The 22,549-nt window shown below is 44.0% G+C and carries 14 protein-coding genes; 10 read left to right on the plus strand and 4 right to left on the minus strand.

Annotation, left to right across the window (positions count from 1 at the left end; translation table 11 throughout):
- The first annotated feature begins 16 nt into the window (after window positions 1-16).
- Both K6V26_RS15415 and K6V26_RS15420 read left to right on the plus strand, forming a co-directional pair.
- Entirely contained in the window at window positions 17-3,184 is a 3,168-nt protein-coding gene (locus tag K6V26_RS15415) for a TonB-dependent receptor (RefSeq protein WP_224265847.1), read from the plus strand.
- A 29-nt stretch (window positions 3,185-3,213) separates the two neighbouring features.
- Window positions 3,214-5,172, plus strand: coding sequence for a RagB/SusD family nutrient uptake outer membrane protein (locus K6V26_RS15420; protein WP_224265788.1), 1,959 nt, complete (start codon window positions 3,214-3,216; stop codon window positions 5,170-5,172).
- A gap of 80 nt (window positions 5,173-5,252) precedes the next feature.
- Here the strand turns inward: K6V26_RS15420 and K6V26_RS15425 are convergent, their stop codons facing one another.
- Complete coding sequence (locus K6V26_RS15425) at window positions 5,253-5,795, minus strand: RNA polymerase sigma factor (protein WP_195438643.1); 543 nt, start codon at window positions 5,793-5,795, stop codon at window positions 5,253-5,255.
- A gap of 161 nt (window positions 5,796-5,956) precedes the next feature.
- A complete protein-coding gene (locus K6V26_RS15430) occupies window positions 5,957-6,955 on the minus strand; it encodes a class II fructose-bisphosphate aldolase (RefSeq protein WP_044214855.1) in 999 nt (332 codons plus the stop codon).
- A gap of 220 nt (window positions 6,956-7,175) precedes the next feature.
- Between K6V26_RS15430 and K6V26_RS15435 the strand changes: the two genes are divergently transcribed.
- The 6 genes from K6V26_RS15435 to K6V26_RS15460 all read left to right on the plus strand — a co-directional run bounded on the left by K6V26_RS15435 (window position 7,176) and on the right by K6V26_RS15460 (window position 15,858).
- Window positions 7,176-7,430: a type B 50S ribosomal protein L31 gene (locus tag K6V26_RS15435; protein WP_007659112.1), complete on the plus strand. Its 255-nt coding sequence runs from the start codon at window positions 7,176-7,178 to the stop codon at window positions 7,428-7,430.
- 180 nt (window positions 7,431-7,610) lie between these two features.
- Window positions 7,611-8,708, plus strand: coding sequence for a phosphotransferase enzyme family protein (locus K6V26_RS15440; RefSeq protein WP_224265789.1), 1,098 nt, complete (start codon window positions 7,611-7,613; stop codon window positions 8,706-8,708).
- 372 nt (window positions 8,709-9,080) lie between these two features.
- Entirely contained in the window at window positions 9,081-10,034 is a 954-nt protein-coding gene (locus K6V26_RS15445) for an IS110 family RNA-guided transposase (RefSeq protein ID WP_010800681.1), read from the plus strand.
- Window positions 10,031-10,339 (plus strand): hypothetical protein, encoded by a 309-nt coding sequence (locus K6V26_RS15450; protein ID WP_007657317.1) that lies wholly within the window; start codon window positions 10,031-10,033, stop codon window positions 10,337-10,339. Before K6V26_RS15445 ends, K6V26_RS15450 begins: the two co-directional genes overlap by 4 nt.
- A 287-nt stretch (window positions 10,340-10,626) precedes the next feature.
- Complete coding sequence (locus K6V26_RS15455; protein ID WP_224265790.1) at window positions 10,627-13,428, plus strand: sugar-binding domain-containing protein; 2,802 nt, start codon at window positions 10,627-10,629, stop codon at window positions 13,426-13,428.
- Between the two features lie 12 nt (window positions 13,429-13,440).
- On the plus strand, window positions 13,441-15,858 hold the full coding sequence (locus K6V26_RS15460) for a hypothetical protein (protein ID WP_224265791.1): 2,418 nt from the start codon (window positions 13,441-13,443) through the stop codon (window positions 15,856-15,858).
- A gap of 76 nt (window positions 15,859-15,934) precedes the next feature.
- On the opposite strand, the gene K6V26_RS15465 is transcribed toward K6V26_RS15460, so the two are convergent.
- The gene (locus K6V26_RS15465) at window positions 15,935-16,837 is read right to left on the minus strand and encodes an AraC family transcriptional regulator (protein ID WP_007659116.1); all 903 of its coding nucleotides are present in this window, start codon (window positions 16,835-16,837) and stop codon (window positions 15,935-15,937) included.
- A 164-nt stretch (window positions 16,838-17,001) separates the two neighbouring features.
- On the opposite strand from K6V26_RS15465, the gene K6V26_RS15470 reads away from it, so the two are divergent.
- The gene (locus K6V26_RS15470) at window positions 17,002-20,328 is read left to right on the plus strand and encodes an SUMF1/EgtB/PvdO family nonheme iron enzyme (RefSeq protein WP_224265792.1); all 3,327 of its coding nucleotides are present in this window, start codon (window positions 17,002-17,004) and stop codon (window positions 20,326-20,328) included.
- Entirely contained in the window at window positions 20,325-21,212 is an 888-nt protein-coding gene (locus K6V26_RS15475) for a beta-propeller domain-containing protein (RefSeq protein ID WP_129698205.1), read from the plus strand. The genes K6V26_RS15470 and K6V26_RS15475 overlap by 4 nt, the downstream gene beginning before the upstream one ends.
- A 16-nt stretch (window positions 21,213-21,228) precedes the next feature.
- Here the strand turns inward: K6V26_RS15475 and K6V26_RS15480 are convergent, their stop codons facing one another.
- Window positions 21,229-22,545, minus strand: a complete 1,317-nt coding sequence (locus tag K6V26_RS15480; RefSeq protein WP_224265848.1) for an ATP-binding protein — start codon at window positions 22,543-22,545, stop codon at window positions 21,229-21,231.
- Window positions 22,546-22,549 lie beyond the last annotated feature (4 nt).

Consider the following 22,549-nt stretch of genomic DNA (forward strand, 5'->3'; position numbering starts at 1 on the left):
ACACCAATATGCATCTATTGAATTAGTTCGTCTAGAACTACGTAAAAATGTAAGTATTAACATCCAATCTCAAACGATAGATCAAATTTTATCTGAAATTCTGAAAAACACCGGTCTTACCTACGTTCTCAATGACAGACAGGTAATGATTATGCGAAAAGGAGAAACAGAACAACAGCAAAAAAGTATCTCTATCAACGGAACAATCAGAGATGCACAGCAAGTTCCATTACCAGGTGTCAATGTTATTATTAAAGGTACAACAAAGGGTACAACTACCGATATTAACGGTAATTACTTCATTGAAGTTCCTCATAAAAACACGGTACTTGTTTTCAGCTATATCGGTTTCGAATCACAAGAAATTAAAGTCGGAGACCAGATCAATATAAACGTAAATATGTCTGAAGAATCGAACAACCTGGATGAAGTAGTAGTAGTTGGTTACGGTTCCCAGAAAAAAGTATCCGTAGTAGGCTCTATCACGACCATCGAACCTGCTCAATTGCAACAAGGAACAACCCGCGCCGTTTCCAATAATCTGGCAGGACAACTGGCCGGAGTGATCGCCGTTCAACGTAGTGGCGAACCTGGTTCTGACGGTTCCGACTTCTGGATTCGCGGTATATCTTCATTCAAAGGGACAGGTATCAAACCATTGGTTTTGGTAGATGGTATAGAACGTACGCTCGATGATCTTTCCGCTGCAGAAATCGAATCATTCTCTGTATTGAAAGATGCTGCTGCCAGTGCTGTCTATGGTGTACGAGGAGCAAATGGAGTTATCATCGTAAAGACCAAAAGAGGGCAACTGGGCAAACCCAAAGTAAATTTTCACTTCGAACAGGGTTTCACACAACCTACCCAGCTCCCGGAATATATCGGATCGGCTGATTATCTTTCATTAATGGATGAACTATATATAGACGCAGGGAATCCTAATCCTCTTTACGGAGAAGAAAAAATCAACAACTACCGTAATAATGTCGATCCGGAGCTTTATCCTAATGTAAACTGGTTGGATGCCGTTTCAAAAGACATGGCATCCAATACACGAGGTGATCTGACTATTACAGGTGGTAGCGATATTCTTCGCTATGCATTAGTTGCGTCCTACTATGGGGAACGTGGTATTTTTGTCACCGATAAAAGTAAAGACTGGGATTCGTCGACCCGCCTGAACAAATACAATATCCGTTCAAATGTTGATATTAACGTCACGAAAACAACCGTTGTCGGCATAAGTATAGGGGGATATTTACAGGAACAAAACGGAATGGCAGTCAGTGGACAGGACATTTGGAATTATGCATTTGATACACCTCCTTTCTACCATCCGATCCAGTATTCCGGTGGACGCGATGTCCGTGTAACAGAGCGCCATAACCCCTGGGCGGAAGCCACACAGCATGGTTATCAGACAACAACCAACTCAAAAGTAGAATCCTTATTTTCTATCGAACAGGACCTGAAATTTATTACTCCCGGTTTGAAAATAAAAGGACTCTTTTCTTTCGACCGTTACTCCAGTTCATGGGTGAAACGCTCCAAAACTCCGACTTACTATAATCCGGCAACAGGCAGAGATCCGGAAACAGGAGAACTGATCCTGACTGTCAGTACGGACGGACAAGAATTTTTGGATACAAAAAGCGAATCTGCATGGGGAAATAAAGCCACTTATCTAGAAGGGAATATAGCTTACGACCGCACATTCAATAAGAAACACGCAGTCAGTGCCATGTTCCTCTATAATCAACGGGATTATCAGGATGGCAATATTGTTCCGTTCCGCCGCATGGGTATAGCAGGACGTGCCTCCTATACTTTTGACAACCGTTACATCGCCGAATTCAATTTCGGTTATAATGGTTCGGAGAATTTCACAAAAGGACATCGTTACGGATTCTTCCCTTCTGTCGCTGTCGGCTATATGCTTTCGGAAGAAAAATTCATGGAACAATTCAAAGAGACTTTCTCTAAAATCAAATTCCGCGCATCATGGGGGTTGACCGGTAACGACCAATTGGACGGACGCCGCTTCGCTTTCCTACCAACAATAGACACGGACGGATCGTATAAATGGGGTGTAAACAACGATTATAACCGTTCCTCCCGCTTTGAGGGAGAATTTGGTGTGACAGATTTGAAATGGGAAACCGTAGAAAAACTAAATGTCGGTATAGAATTAGGTCTTTGGAACGCTTTGGAATTACAGGTAGACTGGTTCAAGGAACAGCGCCGTGATATTTTCATGCAACGTAATAATATCCCGACATCTGCAGGTTTCCGTAAAACACCATGGGCTAACTACGGTAAAGTGAACAACACTGGTATAGATCTTTCATTAACTTACAATAAACAGTTCAATAAAGACCTGCACGTGGGTTTTCGCGGAACTTTCACTTATGCACACAACGAAATTATTGAAATGGATGAAGCGATGGGAGTTATCGGAACAAATCGTCAACGTACCGGAAGAGCTGTCAATGAATTATTTGGCCTCGTTGCCGAAAGATTATTCACAGAAGATGATTTCACTACAAATGAAAAGGGTGACCTGGTTTTAAAAGAAGATATACCAGCACAAACTTTCAGCGCTATCCGTCCGGGAGATATTAAATATATGGACATCGACGGTGATGGCGTTATCACTAATAAGGATGAGAAGGCAATGGGCGGAACCGTCAATCCAGAAATTGTCTATGGCTTCGGAGCAACAGCTCGTTATAAAAATGTAGACTTCAATATCTTCTTTCAGGGGAACGGGCGGACTTATCGTTTTATCGGAGGAGTTGTTTCCAATTTCTTACCAGGAGCTTCCCAGGGATCTATGGGTAACATCCTGACCAACTACAACGATCGTTGGACCCAGGAAAACCCGAAACAGGATGCCTTCTACCCGCGTTTAAGTTACGGAACAAACGCCAACAACAGCCAAAATTCGACCTGGTGGTTGCGTAACATGAGCATGCTCCGGATGAAAGATATAGAAATCGGTTACACATTTCCCAAACACTGGATTAATTCGGTCGGCCTTGCCAATATCCGCCTCTATGCCAAAGGTTCCAACCTCTTCACTTTCTCCTCCTTCGATCTTTGGGACCCGGAGTTGGACACGGCAAACGGAGCTAAATACCCGATCATGAAATCTTTCTCTTTCGGACTGGATATTAATTTCTAACAGAGTAATAAATATAAAACATATAGAAAATGAAACTACTCAAATATATTGGCTTATCATTTTTAGGCTTATCCCTCAATAGTTGTACGGATTACCTGGATAATGCACCGGATGATACACTAACAATGGAAATGGTATTTAACGATAAAACCAGAACCGAGGACTGGCTCTCCGGGGTTTATAACAGGGTTCCTGACCCTTACTGGAGTCTGTTGAGAGATTATGGCTATGACAGTATGGGAGATGACCTCGATCCTTCCCAACGTTGGTATCAGTGGTGGGGTAATACACTGAATTTCGTAATTGGACAATGGTTTACAAGTTCCTCCTGGGACGGAGCGGTATGGAGTCAATGCCCTGTACGTATTCGTTCTGCCTATCAGTTTATTGAAAATGCTCATGCACTTCCGGATCAGGGAGTTACAGAAGAAAAGATAGAAAGAATGAAAGATGAATGTCGCTTTCTGATTGCCTATTATTACTGGATGATGATTGAAGCATACGGCAGTGTTCCTTTCTTCGACGGATTGGCAGATGTCAATGATCCCAATTTAATGCGCGGGCAGATACCTTTCGACGAAATGGTTGACTGGATTGACGGACAATTAGTCAGCCTATCAAAAAAACTGCCGACTTCCTGGCTAAGCGAATCAACACAGTTCTATGGACGTGCCACTTCCATTATGTGTCTCGCAGTCCGTGCCCGTATGTTATTATTTGCTGCCAGCCCGCTGGTCAACGGCAATGAATGGTATAATGGATTAAAAAACTATGACGGTAAAGATCGTTTTAGCCAGACTTATGACGCCTCCAAATGGAACCGCGCGGCAGATGCCTGCAAGGAATTGATAGAGGCAGCCCATGCTGCCGGTCACGACTTGGTACGCGAATATAATGCAGACGGGAGCATTGATCCTTTCATGTCCTGCTATAACGTGCTATTCCTGCGTGGAGATGTGAATCCGGAAGCATTATTCGTTCGTTCAGACAGCAACTTCAGTGAATTTGAAAAACATGCTACTCCACGCGGAGCATCCGGTAACGGAGGATTAGGTATTTATCAGACATTAGTCGATGCCTTCTCCATGAAAGATGGTTCATTACCCATTACCGGTTATAAAAGTAACTACGGTTCGCCGGTTATCAATGAAAAGTCAGGTTATACAGAGCGTGGTTTCTCCGACCAGCCAGATATCCGCAAAACCAAATACAACCTGTATCGCAATTGCCCGGGAGCAACAGTCGATTCTGTCGGTACAGACGGCAATACTTACAATCAGGTTGCAGCTACTGGCACATATAATATGTATATCAACCGGGAACCTCGTTTCTATCTGACCGTTATGTGGAACCGGCAATGGTACCATCAAGCCAACCGCGAAGTACAAATGATGTCTAACGAACAAGACGGTGGCCCCACACACGATGCTCCTCAAAATGGTTATCTGAATCGTAAAAAAGTTTCTTTGGAACAAAACCAGCGTGATAATATACATCCATATCGCCCGGGAATACTTTATCGTTTAGGGGAAGCTTACCTGAATTATGCCGAAGCATTAAATGAATGTGATCCGGGTAACGCGGACATTTTAAAATACCTGAACCTGATTCGTGAACGTGCAGGCGTTCCGCAATATGGAACCGGAATTGACAGCAATGGTTTCAACAAGATTCCTTTAAACGGCCAGGAAGAAGTCAGACAGGCTATTTATCATGAACGCCGTGTAGAATTGTGTTGTGAAAATGGTATCCGCTATTTTGATCTGCGCCGATGGAAAAAAGCGGAAGAAGTCTTGGACCAGCCAATGTATGGCATGAATTTCAGCGGAACAGAATTGTCTGATGACCCGAATAACCCCAAAGCATTCTTCGTCCGTACACAATACATCAAACGGGTTTATGAACGTAAATTCTATTGGTATCCAATTTATCAGGAAGAGATAGATAAGGACCCGACGCTTGTTCAGGCACCATTCTGGGACAAATAAAGACCAATAAATAGATTAATACTACAGATGAGTTTTTAATTCGGGAGGGTAATTCCATATGGGGTTACCCTTTTCCTTTTTTACGATTCAGCCAGAAAAATAAAGACTAGCCATAAAGGAGCTACTCCTCCTTGCATACGTTCCAACGCACGATAAATAATTTTACGTACACTTTTAGGCGTTATATGAAGAATTTCCGCTACTTCCTGATAACTCAGTTCCTGCATAAAATGCAAGTAAACAACCTCACGCTGTTTATTGGTCAATAAACGGAATAAATTATCCAGTTGTTCTTCATAAGCCAACCGTTCCTCCTCATCTTCCAGTAATGCAAGTGCATCGACCTTAATCTGGAACTCATATTCCATATTGTCATCAAGACTTAATAAATTGAAATTCTTTTGTTTAGAGGATATAATTCTGTTTTTAAGAGAACGAAGTAAATAAAACTTGGGATTATCAGGCATTTCTATTTTATTTACCGATTCGTATAAATGTAAAAAAACATCATGTATGACATCCAGCATATATTCTTTCTCCATACCGAATGCCATTCCATACGAAAACAATTCATCAACATATTGTTCATACCACTTATCGAACTCTCTTATTTTCTGCTCCATTTATACTTTGCCAGTTATCATGAGAAAGCTTAAAATTCAATTACAAACTTACAAATAATAAAATATTTAATTTTATATTTATACAATAAAAAAGGAGAAAAAACAAAAAGCCACCCCGCAAACACGGGATGGCTTCCTAATATATTTAATCCGTTATCTGATTAAAGTTTGTTGTCTGAACCAAGTACATTAAGAATTTTGTGCTTGTACAGTTTTTCCATGTTATCGCGAGCCGGGCCCAGATATTTACGTGGGTCGAATTCAGCCGGTTTTTCAGCGAAAGTCTTACGGATTGCAGCAGTCATAGCCAGACGAGAGTCTGAGTCGATGTTGATCTTGCAAACAGCAGATTTAGCAGCCTTACGCAATTCTTCTTCAGGAATACCGATAGCAGCCTTCAAAGCACCACCGAATTTGTTGATTGTTTCAACTTCTTCTTCAGGAACAGAAGAAGAACCGTGAAGAACGATAGGGAATCCCGGAAGTTTTTCCATTACTGCATCCAATACTTCGAATGCCAATGGAGGAGGAACCATTTTGCCAGTCTTCGGGTCGATGTGGCACTGTTCCGGAGTAAATTTATAAGCACCGTGAGAAGTACCGATTGAGATAGCCAATGAATCGCAACCTGTGCGAGTAGCGAAATCAATTACTTCTTCAGGGTCAGTATATGTGTGATGATCTGAAGAAACTTCGTCTTCAACACCAGCCAATACACCAAGTTCACCTTCAACTGTTACATCGAACTGGTGAGCATAGTCAACAACTTTCTTAGTCAAAGCTACGTTTTCTTCATAAGGCAGGTGAGAACCGTCAATCATTACAGAAGAGAAACCTGAGTCGATACAGCTCTTGCAAGTTTCAAATGTATCACCGTGATCCAGGTGCAGAACAATCTGAGGATTCGGACAGCCTAATTCTTTTGCATATTCAACTGCACCCTGAGCCATGTAACGCAACAGTGTTGCATTAGCATACTGACGAGCACCTTTAGAAACCTGAAGGATAACCGGAGATTTTGTTTCAACAGCAGCCTTGATGATAGCCTGCATCTGTTCCATGTTATTGAAGTTGAAAGCCGGAATTGCATATCCGCCTTTGATGGCTTTAGCGAACATTTCTTTTGTGTTCACCAAACCTAAATCTTTGTAATTTACCATTGTAGTATATATTATTACGTTAATGATTGAAAATTCTGCACAAAGATAAGAACTCTCTGAAAACTTTATGCTTTTAAGCATATAAAATAATACAAAAGTAATGCCTTCGGAAAAAATAGTTCGATTTTCTTTGTTAGTTTGAAGCAAATCCATACCTTTGCAAGCCAATTTACCGGTTACCAAACTAATAAGAGTATAAATTAAATTAGATAAAGAAGCAATGAAAAAAGGAATTCATCCTGAAAACTATCGTCCTGTAGTATTCAAGGACATGTCAAACGAAGATGTATTTATCACTCGTTCAACTATCAATGCAAAAGAAACTATCGAAATTGACGGTGTTACTTATCCGTTGGTAAAAGTCGAAATTTCTAACACTTCTCACCCGTTCTACACTGGTAAATCTAAACTGGTGGATACAGCAGGACGTGTTGATAAGTTCATGAGCCGTTACGGTAACCGCAACAAAAAATAATTGTAGATTGACAAAGTTCAATTAACAATTCAAAATGAATTTATAAAAAAGGCAGCGAACAGACTCGTTGCCTTTTTTATTTTATCAAAGATTATTTTTACATTTGCATGCATGATTGAAAAGAGTACAACAACAACTTGTTTTCAATAGTCAATTATCAATTGTCAATTAATAAATACCATGGCAAAAACAAAAGAAGAATTACTGAACATTCTCGACCAGTTCACACTGGCAGAAAAAGTTGTTTCCGCTGAACCTTTCGGAAACGGACACATTAACGACACGCTGAAAGTAACAAACGAAAAAGGCGAGATCAAATACGTATTACAACGTATCAACCATCTGATTTTTACCAATGTAGATATGTTACAGAACAATATCAATATTGTAACGACTCATATCCGCAAAAAACTGGAAGCTAAAGGCGAAAGCGATATCGACCGCAAAGTGTTGACTTTCCTTCCGACTAAAGATGGTAAACCATATTATTTCGATGGCGACAGCTATTGGCGTGTATGTTTGTTCATCCCCAACAGCAAAAGCTACGAAGAAGTAACTCCGGATCTTTCATACGAAGCCGGTAAGGCTTTCGGTGATTTCCAGTCTATGCTGGCAGACCTGCCCGAAGGTTCACTGGGAGAAACAATTCCTAACTTCCACAATATGGAATTCCGTCTGGAACAATTCCATGATGCAGTAAAGGCTAACGCTGCCGGACGTCTGGAAGAAGTGAAAGATCTGATCGAAGAAATTGAAAAACGTGCCGAAGCAATGTGCATTCAGGAACGTCTGTACCGTGAAGGCAAGTTGCAGAAACGTACCAACCATTGCGACACGAAGGTTAACAACATGATGTTCGATGCCGATACCGACAAGGTACTTTGCGTAATCGACCTGGATACGGTAATGCCGGGATTCGTATTGTCCGATATCGGTGACTTTATCCGTACAGGTGCCAATACAGGTGTCGAAGATGATGAAAATCTGGACAATGTAAATGTAAACATGGATATCTTTAAGGCTTATACCCGTGGTTACATGGAAACAGCCAAGGCATTCCTTTCTCCGCTCGAAATCAGCCTGCTTCCTTATGGTGGCCGCCTGCTGACTTACATGCAGACCGTACGCTTCCTGACAGACTATATCAACGGTGATACATATTATAAGATCCACAGCCCGAAACATAATCTGATCCGTACAAAAGCCCAGTTCAAACTACTGCAAAGCCTGGAAGAACATGCGGAAGAAATGGATAACTTCATGAAGGAATGGCTGTAAACAGTCGTATATTCAAATAATTTATAAATTAAGAGGTACTTCTTAATCGGTTTATACCAAGTGTAAATCAAGATTGGATGTACCTCTTTACTATTTAGACCAACCTCTATATTTTTAATGTATAAACAACCATTTACCCGAGCAACCAATAAAAGAGAAAAATAAAGAAATAAAATCACCAAATCAGAATATAATCCATCTATAAGAGTATATTATCTATTGATTTTTTATCGAGAACACGATTCCTTTGCATCATAATTTCACATATTATTAAATACTCATGAAACATCCATGAAATAAATTTCGTCCAAGAGCATGTAAATAGGGGGGTATTGTTTACTTTAGTGTCATTCACTCGAAAAAACGAATGCAATGAAAACAGTACCTTTTGAACAAGTCATCCTCCGGGGTTGTGGAATAGATGTCCACAAGGACATGGTAGTTGCTACGATAAGTGGCGAAGGTCTCAAAACTGAAACCCGCAGTTACAAGACCTTCAGTAGTTCTTTGACAGAATTAAAAGAATGGTTATTATCCAGTGGCATTACGCATGTAGCCATGGAAAGTACCGGTGTTTACTGGAAGCCGGTCTATAAGATTCTTGAATGTCCTGATATGAAAGTCTGGATCGTGAACGCACGGCACATCAAGTATGTTCCCGGGCACAAAACGGATAAAAAGGATAGTGCCTGGATTTGCAAACTGCTTTTAGCAGGTTTGTTGAAACCGAGTTATATCCCGGAGCGTGAACAACGTGAGCTTCGTGATTTAACCCGTTACCGTAACAAGTTGATCCAGCATGTATCTTCTGAGAAAAACCGTATTGTTCGTATCCTGGAAGATTGTAACATCAAACTTTCCAGCGTGGTGTGCAGCCTGGACGGAGTCGTGGCGAACAAGCTGATAGATATGTTGATCGATAAGGGTCATGTAACAATGGATGACATAACTTGCATCTATCATAAAAAACTTGAAGCCAGTCCGGAACTTCTTTATCAGGCTTGTGAAGGCTTTATAGAACCGCATCACATCTATATGTTGCAGACCATCCGTAAAGATATGGAACAGACGAAAGCCATCATAGCTGACCTTACCTGCCGTATAAAAGAGGTTTTATCTCCTTATGAGAATGTGATGGAACTCTTGCAGAAGATCCCCGGACTTAGCCGGAAAACGGTTGAAGACCTGATAGCAGAGATAGGTGTGGATATGGAAGCCTTTCCAACCGAAAAGCACCTGGCTTCGTGGGCCGGTGTCTGTCCTGGCAATAACGAGAGCGCAGGTAAAAAAAAAGTGGTAGAACCACCCATGGCAACAAACAGTTGAAAGCCGTAATCACGGAGGCTGCGTGGGCAGCCACCCGTACCAAGAACACCTTTTACAGTGCACGTTATCACCGTTTAGCCGCCCGTCGAGGGAAAAAGAGGGCTTTAGTAGCAGTAGGACACTCGATCCTGAAATCGGTATGGCATGTACTGAAAGAGGCTTGTGAGTATAAGGAACTCGGTGCGGAATATCTCAACCAAAGGATGGAGCAGAAACGGAAAAATTACTTGAAGAAAGAGCTGGAAGCACTTGGCTATAAAGTTAAAATCAGCCGTGATGATGGTCCAATCCCAGAAGTAGGTTAAAAACATAGAGAAGGTCGATTTTTACTGGCTTGTTGTCGTAAGAAACAGCAAGAGGTCGCTCATGAAACTGATCTCAACTGCTAAGCGGTCAAGACTGCGAGTCCTTTAACGCGTGTATGAAATTTTTTTTCTTAGCTGTTGTAAAATTATAAAATGCCCAAAGATAATAGCCAACCGCATTTGTATCTATACAAGTGCTCTCTTTTGTTTTGTCTGAACTCTAAAAAAATCAATTTATTAATGGTTTAAACGGCTCTCTTGAGATAGGGAGTGCAATTTATTTACATATGAAAAAGTACTTATCAGTCCTATTTATCTTTTTATCTCTAATGGCCTGTCGTCAGGTTGATGACAAACAATCCCTGCAAGGGAAATGGCTATTTGCCCTCGATCCTAATGACATCGGATTAACAGAACAATGGTATAACAAATCTTTAAACGACACAATTCATCTGCCCGGTTCATTACAGGAACAAGGATATGGCGACAATGTCGGAATAGAAACACCCTGGACCGGACAAATCGTCGACAGATCATGGTATGACGCTCCCCAATATGAGAAATTCCGTCAGCCGGGAAATATCAAAGTTCCTTTCTGGCTGAACCCGGACAAGCATTATGTAGGAGTTGCATGGTATCAGAAGGAAGTAGAGATACCCGCTTCATGGAACGGCCGCCCGATAGAACTCGAACTGGAACGCACGCACTGGGAAACAACGCTCTTTCTGGATGGCATGGAAATGGGGAAACACGAATCACTGTCCACTCCGTACAGACACACTTTTAATGAATTGTCCCCCGGAAAACACACGTTAACTCTCCGCGTAGATAACCGGGTAAATATAGAAGTGGGCACAAACGCACACAGTGTATCCGACCATACCCAATCGAACTGGAATGGTGTCATCGGGACAATCAGCCTGACAGCCAAACCGTCCCTCTACATAGACGATATACAGATTTACCCGAATATCACAAACAAAACGATCAAAGCTATAGTCTCGTTGGACGGAACAATCGGAACGAACGGTTCTTCCCTACTTCTTCAGATAGAGAAGAAAAATGGAAGTATCGTTGGCAAACCTTACAAAATAGAGATCACTTCTGGTTCCGGTATGATACAGGAGGCCACTCTAGCAATGGGTGATGACGCTCAGCTCTGGTCTGAACACACTCCGAACCTTTACACTTTACATGCAGTTATCAAAAACGGCGAAAATAAAGAAGAACAATGCCGCACATTCGGTCTCCGGGAGTTTAAGGCGAACGGTACGCGTTTCGAAATAAACGGACAACCAGTATTCCTTCGCGGGACTCTGGAATGTTGTATATTCCCACTAACAGGCTATCCGGCAATGGACAATACTTACTGGGCAAAAATATATAACCAATGCAAAGCACACGGTCTAAATCATGTCCGTTTCCATTCCTGGTGTCCACCGGAAGCAGCTTTCGCAGTAGCAGACAGCATGGGTATTTACCTACAAGTCGAATGCGCAGGCTGGGCAACAGTTGGCGACGGAGGTTACTCCGACCAATGGTTCCGTGACGAAAGCGACCGCATCCTGAAAGAGTACGGTAATCATCCTTCTTTCTGTATGATGGCTTACGGTAACGAGCCGGGAGGAGCCAATCAGGCTACATATTTGTCAGGCCTGATAGATTATTGGAAATCAAAAGACCTCCGCCGCGTCTATACAAGTGCCGGTGGCTGGCCTTATGTTGAAAACGCCGACTATTGGGATCCTATGGAACCACGCATCCAACGTTGGGGAGAAGGTATGAACAGTATCATCAACGCACAACAACCCCGTACTGACTTTGACTTTGCCGACATTATCCGGAAAAATATGCCGACTGTCAGCCACGAAGTCGGACAGTGGTGTGTCTATCCGAATTTCAAAGAAATAGAAAAATACACAGGAGTACTGAAAGCTAAAAACTTCGAGATATTTCAGGAAACCTTGAAAGAACATCACATGGCTGACTTAGCAGACGATTTCCTGTTTGCATCAGGACGCCTGCAAACACTTTGCTACAAAGCAGACATTGAAGGGGCTCTCCGTACGCCCGGTTTTGCCGGCTTCCAATTACTCGACCTGCATGATTTTCCGGGACAAGGAACAGCCCTTGTCGGCGTTCTTGATCCCTTCTGGGAAGAAAAAGGTTATGTAACACCGGAAGAGTATAGTACTTTCTGTAACAAAACAGTTCCTCTTGTCCGTTTCCCGAAAATGGTCTGGCTGAACAACGAGACATTGAACGTTCCCCTCGAAGTGGCACATTTCGGAGAAAAACCGTTACAGGCAGCCAATATCACCTGGGAGATCAGCAACCAGGCAGGAGAAAAGATTGCACAGGGCAACTTCGTGAAAGACCTGCCCGTAACCAATTGCATTCCTGCCGGAAACATCGAATATCCATTCTCCGGCATAGAAAAACCGACGCAATTGGTTGTCAGTGCGGAAGTGAAAGAAACCGGCAGTAAAAACCAATGGAATATCTGGGTATATCCGGCAAAACAAGAAACGGTAGATAAACAACCTTATATCACTTCGACATTGGATAACCAAGCCATGGCACAACTGGAAAAAGGAGAAAACGTCCTGCTCCTGTTGTCACCCGGAAGCATCCTGCCGGAAAAGGGAGGAAATATCAGTGTCGGCTTCTCCTCTATTTTCTGGAACACGGCTTGGACCAACAAACAACCGCCTCATACGCTCGGTATCCTCTGTGATCCCAAACACCCGGCACTGGCAGCTTTCCCCACAGAGAAATATAGCGATTATCAATGGTGGGACCTGGTAAGCCATTGCAATGCGATGGTACTGGACGACTTCCCAGCAGATTACCGCCCGGTTGTACATCTGATCGACGACTGGTTCACAAACCGGAAGTTGGGAATCCTGTTGGAAGGTAAAGTCGGTAACGGCAAACTGATGGTATGCAGTGCCGATCTGCAAACGGAATTGGATAAACGTCCGGCTGCCCGCCAGTTCAGGCAAAGCATCTTGCAATATATGGCATCCGACCGCTTCAATCCGTCTGTATCACTTGATCCGACACTAATCAAATCATTATACAAATAATTTAAAACAAACATGAAACGACTCTCTGTAATTGGCAGACTAGTGCTGCTTTTTGCCTTCGCGCTGGTTTTTCAGGCCAGGGCCCAGCATGTAAATCTGAAAACCCGTTCCACCCAGATAGGGATAAACAATGAAGGTTACTTTTCTTCTATCCTGGTAGAAGGCAAGGATATTCTCCATACGGGTAAATATCCGCTCGTAACGGCCTGCACGGACAACAAACTCATAACACCGTCCAAAATGAGCGCCAACGGAAACCAACTTAAACTAACGATGTCCGACGGCGGCACAATCACACTGAAACATAAGGAAAGCGATGTCTGCATCACATTGGAGGTAGCAAATATCCCGGAAAAATACGACGTATTACTGTTCGGCCCGTTAGCTGTTACGATCAATGAAGTTGTTGGAGACGTGGTCGGTGTCGCACAGGGTAACGGCGTTGCTTTCGGTATACAAGCGCTGAACATTAAAACGAATGCCGGTATCCCTGAGGAATACGGGCAATTGATTACCAGCACATACGGTTATAAAGGAAAATCTGCTGAACTGTCGGTAGCCAGCATCCCGGACTTCAAACTGGCAGCCGCCGATATTTCTGACGGGACGGTATTCCATTTCTCCGCCCGCAGAAGAAACAAACAGGAATATCGCAAAGTACAGCAAATACAGAAATCACTGGTCCTTCCGGTCGAAGGGGAAGACGGACTGATAAAAGGTTCAAAAATCGCTCTCTTCGGCTGTAAGAATACAGATGCTTTAGCCCGTATCGGCGAGATTGAAATCGAGCAGGGACTTCCCCACCCGATGTTCGACGGCGAATGGGGGAAAACAGCTCGCGCAGCCATGAAATCTTATCTGATCTCTGATTTCTCGGAAGACAATTTTGATATGATCCTGGACAAGGCTAAGATTGCCGGTTTCGAATACGTTTACCATAGCGGCCCGTTCCTGGACTGGGGACATTTCAACTGGGACCCCAAATTCACCAAAGGCGGGGATGAAGGCGTAAAGAAGATGGTAGACAAGGCAAAGGCACAGGGTATCGCTGTCGGTGTCCATACTCTCAGTAACTTCACGACTACAAACGACGCCTATGTAACACCGGTTCCTTCCGACCACTTGCTGAAACAAGGCATACTCACCCTGACAGCCGATCTGAACAAAGACCAGACCGACATTACAATCAAAAAGTCAGACCTGTTCTCCATGCCGATGACGCTCAACACCCTTCAGATCGACAAAGAGCTGATTACTTACGGCACAACAGAAGAGCAGGGAGAAAACATCCTGCTGAAAAACTGTAAAAGAGGTGCCTGGGGAACAACAGCCGCCAGCCATTCACAGAAAACACCGCTGTACAAACTCTGGGACTACCCTTACAAAACCCTCTTCCCTGATCTGGTCCTGCAAGATAAATACGCTGACCGCCTGGCTGAGATAATGAATAAAACAGGTATCCGCCAGATATCCTTCGACGGTCTGGAAGGATGTTCCTACACCGGTCAGGACGAATATGCAAACAACCGTTTCGTCTATCGCTTCTACAACCAGCTCGACCAGAATGTGCTTAACGATGCCAGCCGCCTCAGCCATAACTTATGGCACATCCATACTCGTATGAACTGGGGTGAACCCTGGGGCGAAGCGATGCGTACCGGCCAGGTGGAAAACCGTATCAAAAACCAGGCATTCTTCCACCGCAACCTGTTCCCACGTATGCTGGGTTGGTTCCTGATCCGTCTGGCCGACCGTAATTTCGAATGTTCTTCCCTCGAAGACCTGGAATGGGCATTATCCGAATCAGCTGGTTTCGATGCCGGTTATGCGATGACAATCAACAGTAACACCTTGCGCCGTCACGGACAAATCGATAAATTACTGGAAGCGATCAAAAACTGGGATAAGCTGCGCGAAGCAGAAGCATTCACGGACGAGCAGAAAGCCCGTCTGAGAGATCCGCAAACAGAATGGCACCTGGAAAAAACAGACGAACAGAACTACAACCTGTATCCGCTCTATATATCCAAACATTTCCGTTGCAACCTGTCCGAAATGCAACCGGGACAACCGGGCGGTGCCGACTGGTCATGGAGCAGTCCCTACGAAAGCACATATGCCATCCGCCTGAAAGTAGATGGAGACGGAACCATCAAAGACCCGTCATTCACCACGCCTCAGGGGGTGATTAAGTTCCCCTGCGAGATTTCAGATCGCCAGTATCTGCTTTACACATTCGACGGTAAGGCCGTAGTAACCGATAAGAACTATAATGTAATCAGCGAAGTGCAGCCCCAGGGAAAAGCCGTACTTCCCGCAGGCTCATCAGCCGTATCCTTCTCCTGTGAGCAGACCAGTGAAGACGCTCCCGAAGTAATCATCCGTTACATTACCAAAGGAACTCCGGAAGTGATAAAACTGAAGAAGTAACAAATCCTCGGCCTGCCGGATAGCATCACAGGTATCTCCTTATTGAAGCATTTGTTTCAGTAGGGAGATATTTTTATTATATAGAATGATTATCCGACTTCAATTCATTGAATTGTTTTACACGATACTCTCTCGGGGAACAACGGACCATCTTTGAGAACAGGCGGGAAAACTGGGAAAGGTTGGTGATGCCTACTTTTTCCGCAATTTCGATAATCGACATATGGGAAGTAAGCAGTAAAGTCTGTGCCCGTTCGATTCGTTTCATCTGGATATATTCGCAGGGAGGCATGCCGATAATCCGTTTAAAGACTTTGGAAAAATGGTCGGGAGTAATACACATCAAATCAGCCAGAACCGAGACAGAGATACGCTTGTCCAGATGCTTATTTATATATTGTATAGCCACATCCAGTTTTTCATACAAGCTGTTCGCCTCCGGTGAAAGCAAACACTCTTCCGTTATAAAACGGGAAAACAGTTGCAGCAGGATACCGCTACTCTCTACCAGGTTGGAGAATGTCGAAACCGAAACCTCATCTTCCCGGGTATAAATATTCCTGTCGTTATCATAATGCTTCGGGTCGGACGTCGGCAACGACTTATACGGGTTCAGCGCCAAAAAACGTTCCATCAGGGAATAATCCATCGGAGTAGCCTCTATCTGCAAATCCATTTTCATCGGATTGCTGATACCTTTCCCTCCTTTCGTCTCATCGAAAAAACAGATATAATAATGCTCCATAAAGTCATCACATTCATAACTATGGAAAGCAAACTTGGGTATAAGGAAAAGTTGTCCGGGCAATAGTTCGTATCCCTTCTGATTAATATAGACTTTTCCTTTCCCTTTCGTAATCAGGTAAAGCCGGTAAAACGGACTGATAACATCCTGATAATTCCACCAGGTTTCAACCCGGGAATAGTCAGCATAAAGTAAGGGTAACGACAGGTCGTAAGGAGAATAAGAGACAAGCATATCAGACATTTATTAGTTAACCGGTGTAAATGTAGGAATAATATTTAAATGTACAATATCGGATTATGCAAAGTATTCATCTTATTTTGTCAAAGATTATAGCCGGATAGCCTTTACTTTTGTAATTACTAAACTTCATCTTATCACATAATTCTAATTACGCTATGAAACGGCTTATAACAGCATTACTTATCGTGTCCGGACTATGTAGTCCGTTCCTCCTTTCGGCGCAGGACTCCTGGCAAAGCCTGATTAACAGGCTTACCTATTACTCACCGGAAAAATACAAATCGGCAATAGATAACCTGAAAAAGAAATATCCTGACAGTTACCACCCCGATAAAGATTGGGAGAAAGCGCTCAGCGAACTGAAAACCGATAAGGAAACACTTATCAGCGGTTTGAAAGCCAAGGACCCCAAAGCGGAAAAACAGGCAAAGAAACTGTTGAAACAACTGGATGCCGCCCTGCTGGCCAATCCTTTGCTGGCGGACAAACAGGTGGTAGCTATCCGCCGGACGCTGGGCGATAAGGCCCGTACAGCCATGAGCGGGCAACTGGGCATCGCCCCTTCCAATTTCCAGAATAATTCGGAGATTGGAAATCCGAAAGCAGGCTGGACCAACGAGTTTGTTTCATTAACCGTCAACCCTGATAAAATAAAACAATCTCTCCTGTACAAACCGGAAGACGGAAAAATCATCACCGATCCGGAACCACACTTCGACGGGAAAAAACTTATGTTTTCTTCCATTGGTACCTCCGACCGCTGGCATCTGTTCGAACTCGACCTGACCACAGGTAAAGCCCATCAACTAACCCCGGATACATATAAAGATTTCGACAGCTTCGACGGATGTTATACACCGGACGGACGATACATCTTCTGTTCGACAGGTACCTTCCTCGGACTGCCTTGTACAGATGGAGGAAATAAAATGTGCGGATTATTCCTGTATGATCCAAAAACAAAACAAACCCGTCAGTTGACATACGACCAGGACAGCAATTGGGGACCGGTCATGATGGACAACGGTACTGTGCTCTACCAGCGTTGGGAGTATGCCGACCTGCCCCATTCCAATTCGCGCCTGCTGTTTACCATGAATCCGGACGGCACCACACAATCGGCTTTCTATGGTTCCAACTCCTACTTCCCGACTTCATTCTTCAATGCTCGCCCCATACCGGGACGACCATCAGCCGTGGTTGGCATAGCCTCCGGTCATCACAGCGTTTCGCGCAGCGGACGCATGCTGATCATCGATACCAATAAAGGCCGCCACGAAGCGGACGGAGTTGTTGCCGAAATCCCGTATGCCGGCAGAAAAGTGGAAGCTGTCGTTCGCGACCGCCTGCCCGACGGTATATGGCCGCAGTTCCTGCAACCGTATCCATTGAACGATACATACTATTTGGTTTCCATGAAGGAAAACCCGGAAAGCTTGTGGGGACTTTATCTGGTCGACACGTTCGATAACCGTACTCTGATTGCCGAAGAGGAAAACGTTGCCTACCTTGAACCGGTACTAATGGACAGTCGTAAATCACCGAATGTAATCCCCGACCGTATCAATCTGGCATCTTCAACTTCCACTGTTTTTCTGCAAGATATTTATGAAGGTGAAGGACTAAAAGGTATTCCACGTGGCACAGTAAAGAAACTACGCATCGGCTCTTTCAGCTTCAGCCCGTGGGGTCAAGGCGGATTGCTGGGCACCATCGGTATGGACGGACCGTGGGACATCAAGCGAATCCTGGGCGAAGTGGATGTCGAAGAAGACGGCTCGGCCATGTTCACAATCCCTGCCAATACGGCCGTATTCGTACAACCGCTGGATGCAGAGGGAAAAGCATTACAGGTTATGAGAAGCTGGTTTACCGGAATGCCGGGCGAAACGGTCTCTTGTATAGGTTGCCATGAAGAAAAATCAACAATAGCCATTCCGAAGCGGACAAAAGCATCCCTGCAAAAACCGCAAGCCATCAAAGAATGGTACGGGAAAGAGAGAGGATTCAGCTACCGTCACGAAGTACAACCCGTTTTGGATAAATATTGTATCTCCTGCCACAATCAGGACAAACTTGGAAAACCGTACCTGAAAGGGGACAAATGGATTAATGACTGGACTTCAAACATATCGGGAAGAGCCTGGAAAAACGGCGGACATTTTACACTTTCGTATGCCAACCTGCACCGTTACGTGCGTAGGCCGGGTATCGAAAGCGATATGCACATGCTGGTTCCGATGGACGTACATGCCGATCAGACCGAACTGATGCAGATTCTCCAGAAAGGGCATTACGGCGTTAAACTGGATAAAGAGTCTATGGAGAAGCTAGCCTGCTGGATAGACTTCAATGCACCTTTCCACGGACGCCGTTCTGACATTCCGAAGTTTGAAGATGCAGAAAAGAGTAATGAACTTCGTGAGCTATACCGCGAAATGTTCGGTGCCCCGGAATCGACAGCCGAATGGTTACCGGAAATCCCGCAGAATATAGAACCCGTCAGATTTGAAAAGGAACAGAAACCGTTAGGCGATACCCTGCTGGCTAAATGGCCTCTTTATGACCCGACCGAAAAATCATACGCACAATGGGACAACACGCAATGGAAACAATTGGCATTAGGCAACTTCCAGAAAAGCATCCCGCTGGGTAACGGTATTACTTTGGAATTGGTGAAAATTCCGGCAGGTTCCTTCATCATGGGTAGCGACCGGCATCCGGACGAATTGCCCCAAACAATCGTACAGGTAGACAAACCTTTCTGGATGGGGCGTTTCGAAATCACTAACGCACAGTTCAGGGCCTATAACCCGGCACACGATAGTCGCGACGAACACCGCCACGGCTACCAGTTCGGACGCAAAGGCTATTCCATGAACCATCCCGACCAGCCGGCCGTACGCATCTCCTGGCAGGAAGCGATGGATTACTGTAAATGGTTATCCGAAAAGACAGGCATGAGGTTCTCGCTTCCTACCGAAGCGCAATGGGAATGGGCTTGCCGTGCCGGAAGCGATACGCCTTTCTGGTATGGTGACATGTCGGCCGATTTCTCACGCTGTGCCAACCTGGGAGACATCAAGCTGAAAGAATTTGCCGCCTGTACCGCTTATAAATTCTACGAAAGCGCCATGGTGATAGAGAATCCCAATAAATACGACGACTGGATTCCGCGCGACACGACTTACAACGACGGAGGTTTCATCTCCGAACCGGTAGGACGTTACGTCCGCAATCCATGGGACTTGTTCGATATGCACGGAAATGTATGGGAATGGACCTTGTCTTCCTATCTGCCTTACCCGTACAACGAAAATGACGGACGAAACGAATTGTCTTCGGAAAACGGCAAACGGGTTGTACGCGGAGGTTCCTGGTACGACCGTCCTTACCGTTCGACATCTTCTTTCCGCCTGCCGTACCGTGAATATCAGAAAGTATATAATGTTGGATTCCGTGTAGTAATGACTGAAGAATGATAGAACGCTATTTTAAATATCTGTTTTGCATTGTAGTAGTAATTAGCACTTGTTGCTCGTGCAGCAATACCAGAGAAAAGTTGCTTGTTTCCGGCTGTGGCTGGAAACAGGTAGCAATTCTCGACAAAAAAACAGGAGAGATAGAATGGAGTCACCCACTTAACAAAGGGGAAGACTGCAACGATGTTGAAATAACCAGGGAAGGAAATATCCTGTATGCCTACACTTCCGGTGCCCGGATGATTACCCGTGATCAGCAGACAGTGTGGGACTTCAAAGCAAAGAAAGGGGAAGAATTATTCACTGCAACCCAGCTGTCTTCCGGCCATTACATGCTGGCAATCTGCGGCACCCCTTCCCGCATCATCGAACTCGACCCGCAAGGCCATCCTGTCGAAGAGATTAAGTTTGACACCAGCATCACAGGTGTGCACGACCAGTTCCGCCAGATTGTAAAGACACCGCAAAACACTTACCTGATACCACTGATGGGAAAAGGGGAAGTAGTTGAAATGACTAAAGAAAAGGAAATTATCAACAGGGTCGAATGCGGTGGCAACCCCTTCGCCATCCAGATACTGAAAAACGGAAACTGGCTGGTATCCTGCGGCGATGCGCATAATTTCGTGGAGATAGCCCCCGCCGGCAAACAGATTGTCAGAAAAGTCGGAAGCGACGACTTACAGAACATCTCTTTGTTGTTTGTTGCCGAACTGGTCCGGTATGACAACGGAAACACGCTGATAAGTAACTGGAACGGACATAGTAAAGATAAATCGCAACCACTACTGGTAGAAATAACTCCGGATAATACAGTTGTCTGGGCGCTTCCGCTACATCAGGACATTATCAATATCTCAGCCGTCTATTCATTCAGGGAATAAGACGGCTATTCCTTTTTTATTCTTCAATAAGCCATTGTCCGATATTACGTTCGGAGGCGTCGAACATAACGCCGACTTTTATCTGTTTACGGTTATCAGCCATATAGGGTATCAGGTATCCTTTATCATTGATTTGTTTTAAAGCCGCTTCAGCAGAACCATTCAGTTTAAATTCAAAAATATAGATAGAATCTTGTGTTTTAACTACAGCATCCGCACGCCCCCGGGCACTCCGGACTTCCGCATCACAAAACTGCCCCATCTGTTTAAATACCAGATAAAAAACAACTTGATAATGACGTTCAGTCTTATCATTCAACTCATACGAAAAATCAGCAAAGAATGCTTTCAAACGTGTCAGGAAAGAGTCCACATCGCCACTTTCCAACTCACGAACAAATTTACCGATATAAAAACCATTGTCTTCATCGCCGACGGATGTGTAAAACGGAGTTATGAAATCAAGAAAACCATATTTTACCTCATCATTGGGAAATCGCAAAGTATAAAGATGGAAACGCTCATCATAATCCTTTATCGTCAGATAACCGCTTTGATAAATCAATGGGATCGGATTATTTTCGGCTACCCTATATTCAGAGAAAGCAGACTCTTTCATCTCCACACCATCGATTAACGTCCGCAAATCGTATTCGCTCTGCTTTAATAATTCCACCAAAAATGTCGGTGTACCGGTTTGAAACCAGTAACTTCCAAACCGGCTAAAACTCAACGTATTTAATAAACTAAACGGATTAAAAACAAACCGCAAATAACGGTCCGCACTTTTCAATACGCCATAAAACGCTTTCAGAGTCTTTAGGTATTCCGTTTGCAGCTTTTCATCATTAAATACCTGTAACAAAGGCTTATCATATTCATCTATCAAAACAACGACCTGACGCCCTGTCTTTTCGTAAGCACGTGTTATCACACCTATAAAACGGTCAGACAAACTATTCTCTCGCGTATCTTTACCCCAAGTATCTTCCCATCCGTTGATATGACGTTCCAGTATATATGTTAATGCTTCAATAGAAGTATATTTTTCTGCATTCAGATCCAGATGCAACACAGGATATTCCAGCCAATCCGTTTCCAGTTTCTCGATAGCCAGTCCTTTAAACAACTCTCTTTTCCCCTGAAAATAGGCTTCAATGGTAGACAACAACAGACTTTTACCAAAACGGCGGGGACGGCTCAGGAAATAAGGCTTTCCCATAGTTGCCATTTTATAAATCAAGGCTGTTTTATCAACATATAAAAAACCCTGGTTCCTTATATCTTCAAAACTTTGTATGCCTATCGGTAATTTTCTTACGGCTGCATTCATAACT

Source organism: Parabacteroides goldsteinii, from assembly GCF_020091425.1.
GTDB classification, from domain to species: Bacteria; Bacteroidota; Bacteroidia; order Bacteroidales; family Tannerellaceae; genus Parabacteroides; species Parabacteroides goldsteinii.

Bases quoted from the DNA above. Each gene is read 5' to 3' on its own strand.
- K6V26_RS15420 (WP_224265788.1), top strand. From the start codon at position 3,214: ATGAAACTACTCAAATATATTGGCTTATCATTTTTAGGCTTATCCCTC.
- K6V26_RS15425 (WP_195438643.1), bottom strand. From the start codon at position 5,795: ATGGAGCAGAAAATAAGAGAGTTCGATAAGTGGTATGAACAATATGTT.
- K6V26_RS15430 (WP_044214855.1), bottom strand. From the start codon at position 6,955: ATGGTAAATTACAAAGATTTAGGTTTGGTGAACACAAAAGAAATGTTC.
- K6V26_RS15435 (WP_007659112.1), top strand. From the start codon at position 7,176: ATGAAAAAAGGAATTCATCCTGAAAACTATCGTCCTGTAGTATTCAAG.
- K6V26_RS15440 (WP_224265789.1), top strand. From the start codon at position 7,611: ATGGCAAAAACAAAAGAAGAATTACTGAACATTCTCGACCAGTTCACA.
- K6V26_RS15445 (WP_010800681.1), top strand. From the start codon at position 9,081: ATGAAAACAGTACCTTTTGAACAAGTCATCCTCCGGGGTTGTGGAATA.
- K6V26_RS15455 (WP_224265790.1), top strand. From the start codon at position 10,627: ATGAAAAAGTACTTATCAGTCCTATTTATCTTTTTATCTCTAATGGCC.
- K6V26_RS15460 (WP_224265791.1), top strand. From the start codon at position 13,441: ATGAAACGACTCTCTGTAATTGGCAGACTAGTGCTGCTTTTTGCCTTC.
- K6V26_RS15465 (WP_007659116.1), bottom strand. From the start codon at position 16,837: ATGCTTGTCTCTTATTCTCCTTACGACCTGTCGTTACCCTTACTTTAT.
- K6V26_RS15470 (WP_224265792.1), top strand. From the start codon at position 17,002: ATGAAACGGCTTATAACAGCATTACTTATCGTGTCCGGACTATGTAGT.
- K6V26_RS15475 (WP_129698205.1), top strand. From the start codon at position 20,325: ATGATAGAACGCTATTTTAAATATCTGTTTTGCATTGTAGTAGTAATT.
- K6V26_RS15480 (WP_224265848.1), bottom strand. From the start codon at position 22,545: ATGAATGCAGCCGTAAGAAAATTACCGATAGGCATACAAAGTTTTGAA.